At 64.6% G+C, this 12941-nt stretch carries 15 protein-coding genes; all 15 read left to right on the top strand.

Annotation, left to right across the window (positions count from 1 at the left end):
* Window positions 1-95 precede the first annotated feature (95 nt).
* Window positions 96-713, top strand: coding sequence for a YkgJ family cysteine cluster protein (locus tag IE126_RS26530; protein WP_407646097.1), 618 nt, complete (start codon window positions 96-98; stop codon window positions 711-713).
* A gap of 216 nt (window positions 714-929) precedes the next feature.
* Window positions 930-1139, top strand: coding sequence for a helix-turn-helix transcriptional regulator (locus IE126_RS24820; protein WP_164609475.1), 210 nt, complete (start codon window positions 930-932; stop codon window positions 1137-1139).
* Between the two features lie 11 nt (window positions 1140-1150).
* A complete protein-coding gene (locus IE126_RS24815) occupies window positions 1151-1636 on the top strand; it encodes a hypothetical protein (RefSeq protein WP_189382986.1) in 486 nt (161 codons plus the stop codon).
* Complete coding sequence (locus IE126_RS24810; protein WP_189382984.1) at window positions 1636-2379, top strand: ATP-binding protein; 744 nt, start codon at window positions 1636-1638, stop codon at window positions 2377-2379. Before IE126_RS24815 ends, IE126_RS24810 begins: the two co-directional genes overlap by 1 nt.
* A gap of 24 nt (window positions 2380-2403) precedes the next feature.
* Window positions 2404-2901 carry a DUF669 domain-containing protein gene (locus IE126_RS24805; RefSeq protein WP_189382983.1) on the top strand — a complete coding sequence of 166 codons (498 nt, stop codon included), beginning with the start codon at window positions 2404-2406 and terminating at the stop codon, window positions 2899-2901.
* 65 nt (window positions 2902-2966) lie between these two features.
* Window positions 2967-3329, top strand: a complete 363-nt coding sequence (locus IE126_RS24800; RefSeq protein WP_229825909.1) for a hypothetical protein — start codon at window positions 2967-2969, stop codon at window positions 3327-3329.
* Window positions 3329-4273 carry a PDDEXK family nuclease gene (locus IE126_RS24795; protein WP_189382981.1) on the top strand — a complete coding sequence of 315 codons (945 nt, stop codon included), beginning with the start codon at window positions 3329-3331 and terminating at the stop codon, window positions 4271-4273. The genes IE126_RS24800 and IE126_RS24795 overlap by 1 nt, the downstream gene beginning before the upstream one ends.
* A complete protein-coding gene (locus tag IE126_RS24790; protein ID WP_189382979.1) occupies window positions 4267-6003 on the top strand; it encodes a DEAD/DEAH box helicase in 1737 nt (578 codons plus the stop codon). The genes IE126_RS24795 and IE126_RS24790 overlap by 7 nt, the downstream gene beginning before the upstream one ends.
* Window positions 6000-6224, top strand: coding sequence for a DUF6511 domain-containing protein (locus IE126_RS24785; protein WP_189382977.1), 225 nt, complete (start codon window positions 6000-6002; stop codon window positions 6222-6224). The genes IE126_RS24790 and IE126_RS24785 overlap by 4 nt, the downstream gene beginning before the upstream one ends.
* Window positions 6224-8503, top strand: coding sequence for a PriCT-2 domain-containing protein (locus IE126_RS24780; RefSeq protein ID WP_189382975.1), 2280 nt, complete (start codon window positions 6224-6226; stop codon window positions 8501-8503). The genes IE126_RS24785 and IE126_RS24780 overlap by 1 nt, the downstream gene beginning before the upstream one ends.
* A gap of 390 nt (window positions 8504-8893) precedes the next feature.
* The gene (locus IE126_RS24775; protein WP_189382973.1) at window positions 8894-9382 is read left to right on the top strand and encodes a crossover junction endodeoxyribonuclease RuvC; all 489 of its coding nucleotides are present in this window, start codon (window positions 8894-8896) and stop codon (window positions 9380-9382) included.
* Entirely contained in the window at window positions 9379-9579 is a 201-nt protein-coding gene (locus tag IE126_RS24770; protein ID WP_189382971.1) for a hypothetical protein, read from the top strand. The genes IE126_RS24775 and IE126_RS24770 overlap by 4 nt, the downstream gene beginning before the upstream one ends.
* On the top strand, window positions 9572-9952 hold the full coding sequence (locus IE126_RS24765) for a DUF6362 family protein (RefSeq protein WP_189382969.1): 381 nt from the start codon (window positions 9572-9574) through the stop codon (window positions 9950-9952). Before IE126_RS24770 ends, IE126_RS24765 begins: the two co-directional genes overlap by 8 nt.
* Before the next feature lie 415 nt (window positions 9953-10367).
* The gene (locus IE126_RS24760) at window positions 10368-11708 is read left to right on the top strand and encodes a site-specific DNA-methyltransferase (protein ID WP_189382967.1); all 1341 of its coding nucleotides are present in this window, start codon (window positions 10368-10370) and stop codon (window positions 11706-11708) included.
* A gap of 1 nt (window position 11709) precedes the next feature.
* A complete protein-coding gene (locus IE126_RS24755; protein WP_189382966.1) occupies window positions 11710-12807 on the top strand; it encodes a DNA cytosine methyltransferase in 1098 nt (365 codons plus the stop codon).
* Window positions 12808-12941: the final 134 nt, after the last annotated feature.

The raw sequence follows: 12941 nt of genomic DNA, 5'->3' as shown, positions 1-12941 counted from the left end.
TGATCCATGAAACGCGCCCCTCGCAGCCGTCAACGCCATGATTTATATGCGAAATATCACGATTACGACAGCGAAATCAGCGACTTACTTGGAGAATGTGGGTTGAAAGCACTATCAGCGAACACTATTTCTCAAATGTCTCCGTAGAAATCGCCGACCAAATGCGTGCTCAGCGCGACCAGAGGGACGAAAGCCTCGAAAGGGTGCCTTGCGGGGACGGGTGCTGGTTCTGCTGTGCGACCCATCGAATGATCGACGCAACTCCTGCCGACGCGGAACGGATATGGGAGGCTATGCTCGCTAGTAATGTGCCAGGTCATAAGCACCCGAACGCTTGCCCCGCCCTGGGAATTGACGGCAGGTGCAGGGCGTACAGCGTGCGACCGCACACTTGCCGGCAGCGACTGTCAACGTCCAAGGAAGCATGTCGCGCCGACCTTGAGCAGGGGATCGGTTCTAGTGAAGAGCATGTGATCCACTTGGGCTCGCCATTCGATGCCAACCAACTCGCTGCGCTGCTCGCAGTGTGCGTTGGAGCCAAAGAGCCATTTGTAAACTTGCTAACGACGCTACGCTCTTTGCGGAGCGGTGCCTCGATGTCCGATGCCATTAGCAAAGGTCGTAGATCCTTTAAGCATTTTGATCCGAGCTCGCAGCCAAAGGGGCGCATAGTTCAACCAGTCGATCTCAAGCTGCCGGATTCGGCGGGTTAACTGGAGCGCATTACCAGGGAAGGAACTACAGAGCTGCAGTTTGATACCGCCTCACCGAGATAGGTGAACGGCCGTCCTTTTGGGGCGGCCTTTTTCATTTGTGGTCGAGCTTCTCAGCCAACTCCCAGTTTGCCTCCCGCCTGCCTCCACGGTGCCTCCCACCCCACCCGCCATGGTGATCCCGCAAGTGTTCGCGGAAGTCCCAAGGAGGTTCACATGGCGACCAGGCACCTTTCCCAGATCGAGCTGGCGGCTCGCTGGAACATTTCACACCGCACGCTGGAGCGCTGGCGGTGGACGGGTGAAGGCCCGAAATTCATCAAGCTCGGCGGCCGGGTGATCTACCGGCTGGAGGATGTCGAGGCATTCGAGGTCGAGCAGATCCGCGGCGCGGATCATGAACCCCATCGGCCGATGTCGGCGTGAGGGGGTAGGACATGACGATCTCCAATCACATCACCCTCGCCGATATCCACCGCATGCCGGTGGGCCAGATCGCGGCGCTGCCCGCCGACCAGCTCGCCCTGCTGAAAGGCATGGCGGACGAGCAGCTGACGCAGGCGAAGTCCATCTCGGACTGGCTCGATGGCGCCATCTCCCTGAAATACGCCGATCGCGCCGGTGACTTTCGCCACGAGGCTGGCAAGGACACTGGGACGATCCGGTTCGAGGATGACGGCGTCACCGTCATCGCCGAACTGCCCAAACGCATTGACTGGAACCAGGACAAGCTCGCCCAGATCGCCGCGAACATCGCATCCGCTGGCGAAGACCCGGCCGAGTTCATCGACACGAAGCTGTCGGTCTCCGAACGCAAGTACGGCGCTCTGCCGGAAAGCTGGCGCAAGGGGTTTGAACCCGCCCGTACGGTGCGAACCGGCAAGCCCAAGTTCCGTCTGGTGTTGAACGAGGAGGTGCGCTGATGGCCATTTCTCTCGCATCCCTGCGCATGACCTCGGCGCTGACGCCGCCGCGCATCCTGATCCACGGGGTGGCCGGGGTCGGCAAATCCACCTTCGCGGCCGATGCCGACCGGCCGGTGTTCATCATGACCGAGGACGGGCTCGGCAAGCTGCAGGTGCCGCATTTTCCGCTGGCGACGAGCTATGCGGAAGTGGCCGGGGCCCTAGATGCGCTGCTGACCGAGGACCACGAGTTCGGAACGGTGGTCATCGACAGTGTCGACTGGCTGGAACCGCTGATCTGGGCCGAGGCCTGCCTGCGCAACGGCTGGGCCTCCATCGAAACACCCGGCTTCGGCAAGGGCTATGGCGAGGCGCTGAATGTCTGGCGCGAATATCTCGACAAGCTGAATGCGCTCCGGGACCAGAAGGGCATGGCGGTCATCCAGATTGCCCATACCGACATCAAGCGCTTCGACAGCCCCGAGCACGAACCCTACGACCGGTATGTGATCAAGTTGCAGACCCGCGCCTCGGCGCTGCTGCAGGAGCATTCGGACGTCGTGCTCTTCGCCAACTATCAGATCTCGGTCGCGAAATCCGATGTCGGCTTCAACAAGAAGGTGACCCGGGCGCTCGGGTCCGGTGCGCGCGTCATGCACACCGAAGAGCGCCCCGCCTTCCTCGCCAAGAACCGTTACGGCCTGCCGGACACGCTGCCCCTCAGCTGGGCAGAGTTCATGGCGGCCATGCCCCAATCCTAATGATCGCCCTGAAAGGACAAGACTATGGCACGTTTCGACACGTCCTTTGACGCCACCAGCGTCGAGCCCACCACCGCCCACGAGCTTTTGCCGGCGGGCAAATACCGCGCCCAGATCGTCGAAAGCGAGATGCGCGTCACCAAGAACGGCATGGGCCAGTTTCTCTGGCTGATGCTCGACATCCTCGAGGGCGAGCACAAGGGCCGGAAGATCTTCGATCAGCTGAACCTCGTGAACCCGAACCCGACCACGGTGGAAATCGCGCAGCGGACGCTGTCGGCCATCTGCCACGCGACGGGCAAGATGCATGTCAGCGACAGCGAGGAGCTGCACCTGATCCCGATGACGATCCAGGTGAAGGTCAAGCCGCCGAAGAATGGCTACGGCGAAAGCAATGCCGTCGCTTATCTGCCGCCCGACCGCGGCGTTGCGGCCCGTGCAGCCAAACCGACGCCCGCTGCGCCCGCCACACCTGCGGCCCCGCCCAAGATGGCGTCTGCGCCCTGGAACAAGAAGGGCTGATGCGCTGCGCCGCCCTGACCTGTTGACGGCCGGGGCGGTGCCCAACCCCATCTGAGGACACTCCCATGACTGACATGAACAACGCGGCCCCCGTGGCCGTGAACGGCTCCGGCTTGCCTGATGATCAGCGCCGTTTGATCGAACTCGACGACGCCATTGCCAAGATCCGCACCCAGATCGCGACCGCCGATCTTGCGCGGCAGCGCGGCCACAAACCCATCGACCCGGACTGGTTCCATCGGGCCCGCACGGCGCTTCGCCACCTGAGCCGCGAGCGGGCGGAACTTCTGGCCAAAAGCACCGGCCGCCGCCGCCGCGAGAAGCTGAAGGACGCGCTGATCGGCGTTCTGCGCGAGCGCCATGATCCGGAGACCTGGAGCAACATTCTGGCCGAGGCTCAGGCCCGCAGTGAACGGGAGGGTCTGTAATGGCCGAGCTTCCCGCAGCCCCCACGCCGACGCTGACGGCGATCTATGCCGACTATGAGGCCCGCCAGGGTGATGGTTTCCGCGATCACCTCGGCGCCTCGATCATCGGCAAATCCTGCGCCCGTGCGCTCTGGTATGATTTCCGCTGGGTCACGCCCGCGCGCCACTCCGGCCGCCTGCTGCGCCTCTTTGAGACCGGCCAGCTGGAAGAGGACCGCCTGGTCCACAACCTGCGCGCCACTGGCGCAACGGTGCTCGAGGTTGATCCGGAAACCGGCCGCCAGTTCCGCGTCGAGGCCCATGGCGGGCACTTTGGCGGATCGCTCGACGGCGTGGCTATTGGCATCCTCGAGGCCCCGAAGACCTGGCATGTGCTCGAGTTCAAGACCCACGGGGTCAAGAGCTTCACTGAGCTGACCGCCAAAGGCGTGGTGCTGGCCAAGCCCCAGCACGCCGCGCAGATGCAGATCTACATGCACCTGACGGGGATCACCCGCGCGCTTTATGTGGCGGTCTGCAAGGACACTGACGCGCTGCATATCGAGCGCATCGAGGCCGACAGCGCCATGGCAGAGCGCCTGCTGGACAAGGCCGGGCGCGTCATCTTCGCCCAGCATCCGCCTGCGCGGATCAGCGAGGACCCGGCCTGGTTCGAATGCAGGTTCTGCGATCACCATGCAGTCTGCCATGAGGCTGACGGTGCGGTCGTGACCTGCCGGTCGTGCCTGCATGCGACGCCCGTTGACGGCGGCTGGCACTGCGCCCGCCACGACCGGATGCTGGCACCCGCGGAACAGCGTGCGGCCTGCACCCGCCATCTCTTTATCCCCGATCTCGTCCCGGGCGAGGTCATCGATGCGGGCGACGATATCGTCACCTACCGCATGGCCGATGGCTCCACCTGGGCAAACGACGCCCGCACGACGGAGGCCGCGCCATGCTGACCCTGCGCCCCTATCAACAGGCCGCGATCACATCGATCTACGGCTATTTCCAGAACCACAAAGGCAACCCGCTGGTGGTGATCCCGACTGCCGGGGGAAAGTCCCTCGTCATGGCCGCCTTCATCGAGGGCGTGCTGAAAGCCTGGCCCGACGAGCGCATCCTGATCGTAACCCATGTCCGCGAGCTGATCGCCCAGAACCATGCCGAGATGATCGGCCTCTGGCCCGAGGCCCCCGCCGGCATCTACTCGGCGGGCTTGGGCAAGCGCGAGGTGCAGGCCCGCATTCTCTTCGCAGGCATCCAGTCGATCCACCGCCGCGCGCAGGAGGTCGGCCACACGGATCTGGTGCTAATCGACGAGGCGCATCTCATTCCCGGCGACACCAGCACCATGTATCGCCGGTTTCTGGACGGACTGGCCCGGATCAACCCCGCGCTGAAGGTGATCGGGCTGACCGCCACGCCCTTTCGGCTCGACAGTGGCATGTTGCACGAGGGCAAGAACGCGCTCTTCACCGATATCGCCTATGAGGCCCCGGTGCGCGATCTGATCGACGCTGGCTATCTCAGCCCGCTCGTGTCGAAACAGCCCGCCACGCGGCTGGATGTCTCGAAGGTCGGCACCCGCGCAGGCGATTTCATCCAGCGCGATCTGGCTGCTGCGGTAGACAAGGAGGCCATCACGCGCGCGGCGGTCACCGAGATCATCGAACATGGGCGGGAGCGCAATTCCTGGCTGGCCTTCTGCTCCGGCGTCGACCACGCCCGCCATGTCGCCGAGGAATTTGGTCGACAGGGGATCACCTGCCGCACCATCTTTGGCGACACGCCGAAGGAGGAGCGCGATGCCATCATCGCCGCATTCAAGCGCGGCGAAATCCGCGCGCTGGCCTCGATGGGTGTGCTGACCACCGGCTTCAACGCGCCGGCGGTCGATCTGATCGCGCTCCTGCGCCCCACCAAATCCGCGGGGCTCTATGTGCAGATGGTGGGCCGTGGGACGCGTCTCGCGCCGGGCAAGGAAAACTGCCTGGTCCTCGACTTCGCCGGTAATGTCCGCCGCCATGGACCGATCGATTTGGTGCGGCCCCGGCGGCCCGGTGAGGCCGGTGGTGGCGAGGCTCCGACCAAGGTCTGCCCGGAATGCGACAGCATCATCGCGCTTTCTGCGACGGAATGCCCTGACTGCGGCTATGTCTTTCCAGCCCGGAAGGTGAAGATTGCCCCAACGGCGGCCACGCTTCCCGTCCTGTCGCCGAAAGTGCAGTGGCTGCCGGTCCACGGCGTCTCTTACAGCCGGCACGACAAGCTGGGCGGGCTGCCCTCGCTGAAGGTCACCTATAGCTGCGGGCTGAAGTCGCACAGCGAATGGGTCTGCATCGAGCATCAGGGCTATGCCCGGCAGAAGGCGGCTGAATGGTGGCGCAAGCGCGCCCCGGATTGCCCGGTGCCGCTCACCGTCGATCAGGCCATCGCAGAAGCCGCGCATCTTGCCCGCCCCAGCGAAATCTCGGTCCGTCCTTCGGGCCGCTATCTCGAAGTCTCCGGCCACAGGTTTGCCTCATGCGCCCAATCCACACCGGCCTCTGCTCCGTCTGCCACCGGCAACCTCGTGGGTTTGGCTGGTTCGACCGGGACTTCCGCGTCTCCGACCCGCGGCGCGATGCCAGCCGCAAGCACCTCTGCAGTCGCACCTGCCAGGACATCTGCCATGGGAGGAAGGGCATGATCGATCTCACCCCTAACGAAGCCGAGGCGATGACCGTCAGCGGCCAGATGGGCGGCGAGTATCTCGAAAGCATCGGCAAATCCGATCTCGCCACCCTGACCGAGACCGAATGGGACCGCTTCATCGATGTGGTCGTCACCGGATATTGCGACCACCTGCGCGAGCTTGCGGCCAAGGACCGCAAACGCCTCGACGCCATGACCCCCGAGGTGCCTTTCTGATGGCTGACACATCCTTCATGGCGCGCTTCGGCGCGCGGCTCGTCACCAATGGTTATGCCATCCTGCCCATCGGCCCGGGCACGAAAAAGCCCGGCCGCTTCCAGCGCGGAGCATGGGCCGATTACCCGGAATGGAACCGCCATGCCGAACGCGGCACCACCGAGGTCGAGGTGGCCACATGGTCGTCCTGGCCCGATTGCGGCATCGGGATTGTCGGCGGCGGCGTTGCGGCGGTGGATATCGACATTACCGTGGACGCGGAACTGGCTCTGCGGATCGAGCGCTTGGCACGTGAACGCCTCGGTGACACGCCGGCGCTGCGCATTGGCCGGGCACCTAAGCGCATGCTGGTCTATCGCACGTCCGAGCCATTCCGGGGAATCAAGCGCCATCCGCTGGAAGTGCTCTGCCTCGGGCAGCAGTTTCTGGCCTATGCCATCCACCCTGACACCGGCGCGCCCTATGCCTGGCCTGAGGAGGGGCTGGCGGACCTCGACATCACCGACCTGCCGGAAATCTCGGCCGAAGTGGCGCTGGCGTTTCTCGACGAGGCCTATGCATTGCTGCCAGAAACCCTGCGGCAGCGCGGGCTGGCTTCCAGTGCACCAGCCAGTGATATCGCGCGCAGCCACGGTCAAATCGGTACCTTGCCAGCAATCGAGGCGGCGCTCGCCTGGCTGCCCAACGCAGAACTCGACTATGACAGCTGGATGCGCGTCGGCATGGCGCTGAAAGGGGCGCTTGGAGAGGCCGGGGCCGATCTCTTTGCAGACTGGTCTGCGCAGGCGGCCAAGGATGTGCCCTCAACCACGCTGAAGGCTTGGGCCAGTTTCAAGCCCGACAGGATCGGGGCGGGTACGATCTACCATCTCGCCATGGAGCGCGGCTGGCAGCCCGAGCCAGACCTCCGTCTGGATGGCAGCCTGCCCGAAGACGGGGACCATCCGGCGGCGGGGCTGCTTGCACGGTTGGATGTAACAACATCCGCGGCGTCTCCGACCCCGGCCACACCTGCGTATGCGCTTGCCATCCCTGACGGGCTGGTAGGCGATCTGACTGATTACATGCTGACCACTGCCCGGCGGCCACAGCCGCTCCTTTCGTTGGGGGCCAGCCTCTGCGCCATCGGCGCGCTGATGGGTCGGAACTACCGCACCGAGAGCAACCTGCGCTCGAACCTCTATGTCGTGGGCATCGCCGACAGCGGATCTGGCAAGAACCACGCCCGCGAAATCATCAACGAGACTTTCTTCGAGGCCGGGCTCGCCCATCACCTCGGGGGAAACAAGATCGCCTCCGGCGCGGGGCTGCTGACCGCGCTGCATCGCCAGCCTGCGATCTTGTTCCAGATCGACGAGTTTGGGATGTTTCTGTCAGCCGCTGCGGACCGCAAGCGCAGCCCGCGCCATATCACCGAAATCCTCGACAACATGACCGAGCTCTACACCTCGGCCGGCGGGATCTTCCTCGGCGCGGAATACGCCAATCGGGACGGCACGAACGAGCGGCGCGACATCAACCAGCCCTGCCTGTGCGTCTACGGCACTACGACGCCATTGCATTTCTGGGGTGCGTTGCAGGGGGCGAACGTGGTTGACGGCTCGCTCGCCCGTTTCCTGATCCTGCCGAGCGACGAGGACTACCCGGATGAAAACATCGCCGTCGGCATCCGGCAGGCACCGCCTGCGTTGATCCAGGGGCTGCAACTGATAGCGGCGGGCGGTGGGACCAAGAAGGGCAATCTGACCGGCAAGACCGCCGATCAGAACACCGCCGTGAACCCGATGATCGTGCCGATGACCGAGGAGGCCCGCGCCCGGTTCCGCCAGATCAGCATCGAGCTGACCGAAGAATTGCGGGCGGCGGCGGGCACGGCCTTCACGGCCATCCTCGCCCGCATCGGGGAAAACGCCCTAAAGCTTGCGCTGATCGTGGCGGTCGGGCGCGACCCGGTTCAACCCGAGATCGAGATCACGGCGGCTGACTGGGCGATCAGTTTCGTGCGGCACTATGCACAGCGCACGATGGAGGCGGTTGAGCGGCATGTCGCGGATACCGAGACCGAGGCGCACCTGAAGCGGCTCAAGGAGATCATCCGGGCATCTGGTGCCAAGGGCATCACCAAGTCCGAGATCACCCGGGCCTCGCAATGGCTGAAATCGCGCGACAGGGACGAGATCCTGCTCACCCTGATCGAAAGCGGCGACATCACCACCGGCATGCGCGGCTCATCGACCAAGCAGGCCATGGTCTACAGGATGGCCAGGTGGGATGGGTGACCGAAGATCCTTCAAACCCGCTGACGCAGTCCTTGAAGCATTGAAGTGGGTCAAGTCCCCGCGATGAAAAGGAAAAACAAGATTCTTCAAATCTTTCAATCTTTCAAGAGGACCCCTTATGCCTATACGCGTACGCGCGCGTTTTAATATGAGGAGAGGGGTACCTATTGAAATATTGAATAATTGAAAGATTATATATTATATATACAGGACAACCACTTAGGGGCGGAAATCTTTCAAGCGACCCCTCTGAAGGTTTTGAAGGATCTGCCGGGCGGCACGCTCGCCCCGCGCCTGACATGACTAGACCACCCTTCGGGGCCTGGCGAGACCGCAGCCTTCACCGGCCAGCCCTCCCGCCACGCTCGCCAAAGCGAAGAGGAGGTCTTGATGACCCAATCCGACAACACCCCGCGCTGCATGCTGGCGCTCGATCTTGGCACGACGACAGGCTGGGCCCTGCGTGGTCATGACGGTCTGATCACGACTGGCACGGCCAGCTTCAAGTCCGGGCGCTACGATGGCGGCGGCATGCGCTATCTGCGCTTCACCAATTGGCTGACGGAACTCGACCGGCTGTCCGGCCCGATCTCGGCCATCTGGTTCGAGGAAGTTCGCCGCCACGCCGGAACTGACGCGGCTCATGTCTATGGCGGTCTGATGGCAACTTTGACCGCATGGTGTGAACTGCGCAGCGTCCCTTACCAGGGCGTCCCGGTCGGTACGATCAAGCGCCATGCGACCGGCAAGGGCAATGCGCCCAAGGAGGCAATGATCGCAGCGGCCCGCGCCCGCGGGTTCAGCCCCGTCGACGACAACGAGGCCGATGCTATTGCGTTGCTGGTCTGGGCGATCGAGACGAATGGGGGTGTGGCATGAGGCTGTACCCCAAGGGCTACGGCGGCCAGCGCCGGGATCCCGAGCAGGTCAAACGGGACGGATGGCACGAGCAGCGCATGCTGGCCGTCTCGCTCGATGACCCGCGTCTCACCTGGCCTGAGCGCGAACTCGTCCGCCAGTTGGGTGAGAAGCTCCATGGCAAGCTTCCTCCGGTGAGGGAGGTGGGCCATGGCTGATCGTGTCTGGACCGCGGACGACGTCGCCGATCATTTCGAGGAGGCGTTCCGTACCCTGCGTAGGCTGCCGCCGGTGAAGGCGAAGGGCTATTTCAACACTTGGCCCGACATCGTGCGCACCAGCCGCGAGATCGCAGCGATGGAACCGCAACCGATGCGCGTCTGGCCCTCGGCCAGCGCGATCACCCGGCTCGAACAAACCTTCGACTGGGTGCTGTGGATCGAGGAGGCCGAGCGCAAGCTGGTTTGGTCCCGCGCCGCCCGCGTGCCGTGGAAGCAGATCAGTGGCGAGTTGGGGGTGGATCGTACTACTGCGTGGCGGAGGTGGCAGCTGGCGCTCACGAAGATCGCAGCAAGGCTGAATGCTATGTGACTCCAATGTGTTGCAACACTTTTGTGTTCGACATATGCAACATGTCCGTGCTATCCGAAGGGCATGATGGGGAGAGTGCGTCGGGAGACGGCTATCCCCATTTCGTTGTCGGAGTCCGCTGGACCCCGGTATCCAGCGAGAGTCCGGCTAGGGTCCAGCCCACGGCAGTTTCCGGTTCCTTCCTGGCGACATTCGTATGCTGGCGGGCGAAGCGCGGCACATCGCCAGCGACAGGGCCGGATTTTTGGGAAGCCACCCGGAAGCCACCGCCGCCTAAACCCGCCTGAAACACTGCAATTTCAAACCCTTGATGCTGGACACCCCTGGTGGCCGCTGGACCCTACGTGGAGTCCAGACTGGACCGCGGAGTCCGGAAGCCAGGGGTTTCCACCCTGATCCGAGGAATGACCCGCCGATGACGCTGAGCTTCGCCCCAGAGCGGATCGAGACTTGGCCGCTGTCGCGCCTCCAGCCCTACGCAAGGAACGCGAAGGCCCATGGCGCGGACCAGGTCGCGAAGATCGCCGCCAGCATGGCCGAGTTCGGCTGGACTGTGCCGTGCCTCGTGGCCGAGGACGGGGAGCTGATCGCCGGCCACGGGCGCGTGCTGGCTGCGACGCAGCTTGGGCTGCTTGAGGCACCGGTGATCGTGCTGGGTCATCTGACCGAAGCGCAGCGCCGGGCGTATCGGATCGCGGACAACAAGCTGACGGAACTCGGCACCTGGGACGAGGCGCTGCTGTCGGCGGAACTGAATGATCTGTTGGCCGAGGATTTCGACCTGTCACTGGTCGGGTTTTCCGACGGCGAGTTGGACAAGCTGCTGGCCTTCGTGCCGGAAGGGGACGGAGAAGAGGGTGGCGCCGGGGGCTCCGTGCCGCCGGTGACCATCCCCGAGCCGCCCCGCAATCCGGTGTCCCGCACTGGCGATCTGTGGATCCTCGGCGACCACCGGCTGCTCTGCGGTGACAGCACCAGCGCGGCCGACGTGCGCCGCCTGATGAACGGCGAGCGGGCGATCCTGTTCGCGACCGACCCGCCGTATCTGGTGGACTATGACGGCTCGAACCATCCGACCCGGAACAAGGACTGGTCGGCATCCTACGGTACGACCTGGGACGACAGTTCGCAGGGGGCCGAGCTCTACGACGGTTTCATCTCCGCTGCGGTCGCCGAAGCCATCACTGACGACGCGGCATGGTACTGCTGGCACGCCTCCCGCCGGCAGGCGATGCTCGAGGCCTGCTGGGAAAAGGCTGGAGCCTTCGTCCACCAGCAGATCATCTGGGTGAAGGACCGCGGCGTCCTGACCCGGTCCCACTACCTCTGGAAGCACGAACCCTGCTTCATGGGCTGGCGCCGTCCGAACCGCCCGCCGAAAGTGGCCGAGCAGACGCTGCCGTCGACATGGGAGATGCCGTCCTTCGCCAAGGACGAGCGCCCCGACCATCCGACGCCGAAACCGCTGGACGCCTTCGGGATCCCGATGCGCCAGCATGTGGTGCGGGGCGGGCTCTGCTACGAGCCGTTCTCGGGCTCCGGCTCGCAGATCATGGCGGGCGAGGCCAATGGCCGCCGTGTCTTCGCGATGGAAATCAGCCCGGCCTATGTCGATGTCGCCGTGGAACGCTGGCAGGCCGAAACCGGCAAGGATGCCATCCTCAATGGCGACGGTCGGACCTTCGCGCAAGTGAGGGCCGAGCGGCTGGGAGAAACCCCTGCCGTGCCCGAGCTCCAACCCGAACCCGCCGCGTGACATGCATGACCTGGCTCTACATCCCTCCGGACGCGCTTCCGGAACCGGAGACGCATGTCTCTTCGGCCTCTCCCTCTGCTCCGGCGCGGGCGGTCTCGACCTCGCGCTGGCCATCGCCATCCCCGGATATCGTGCTGTGGGCCATGTCGAACGGGAAACCTACGCCGCAGCCACTCTCGTGGCGCGGATGGAAGACGCGTCCCTGGATCGCGGGCCTGTCTGGGACGATGTTGCCAGTTTCGACGGCCGCCCGTGGCGCGGCGCGGTGGACATCGTCACTGCGGGCTATCCGTGCCAGCCGTTTTCCGTCGCGGGCAAGCGCCGGGGCGCGGAGGACCCACGCCACCTCTGGCCGCATGTCGACCGCATCATCGGCGAGGTCGCGCCGCCCTTCGTCTTCCTCGAGAATGTCGCCCATCATCTCCGCCTCGGCTTCCCCGAAGTCGCCAGCGGACTGGTCGGCATGGGCTACCGCCTTGCGGCAGGCCTCTTCACGGCGGCGGAAGTCGGCGCGCCCCACAAGCGCGAGCGGCTGTTCATCCTCGCCATCCGGGAGGGGGACGACCTGGCCGACCCCGCGCGCCTGCTCTGGCACCCGTTCGAGTGGCGGGAACCGGACGGAGCTGCTGCGGCTCTGGCCGACGCCGAGGGCGAGCGCGAACGAGAACCGGCAGACGAAGCCGACGCCCTCTCAGTCAGCGGGCCAGCACGGGATGAACCTCGCGATAACGGCCGCGCTCTGGCCGACGCCGATGGCGAACGACGGCTGCAAGCCGAGCGCAGGCAACCGCCGCTCGGCCGATCTGACGCATTCGGCGGGGATGTGGATGACGCCGACGGCGCGGGATCACAAGGACGGGGCGACCAGCCTTGCCAACACCCCGGTAAACGGCCTGCTTGGCCGCCAGGTCCTGGCGACGCCGATGGCTGGGCGCGATACCTCCGACATTCGCCGGACCTTGAACCCGCTGTTCGTCGAGGCACTGATGGGCTGGCCCACCGGGTGGACCGGCTTCGCCTCTGTGGCAACGGCGTGGTCCCCCTGGTTGCGGCGCATGCGCTGCGAACTTTGGCAGCTGAACTGCTGGCCGATGGATGACGGGGTGCCAGCATGAAGCAGTCACGTTTCATCCGACATTCCCCAAGTGGCCTGCCGCTTGACTTCAAGATCGCCTGATTTTGCTCGCTGGGCAAGCGTTTTTCGCCCCGAGCGGTGTCTGTCGTCGCGCAAAC

The organism is Gemmobacter nanjingensis, from assembly GCF_014652195.1.
Lineage (GTDB): Bacteria > Pseudomonadota > Alphaproteobacteria > Rhodobacterales > Rhodobacteraceae > Gemmobacter > Gemmobacter caeni.
This window is presented reverse-complemented; position numbering and strand designations above follow the sequence as displayed.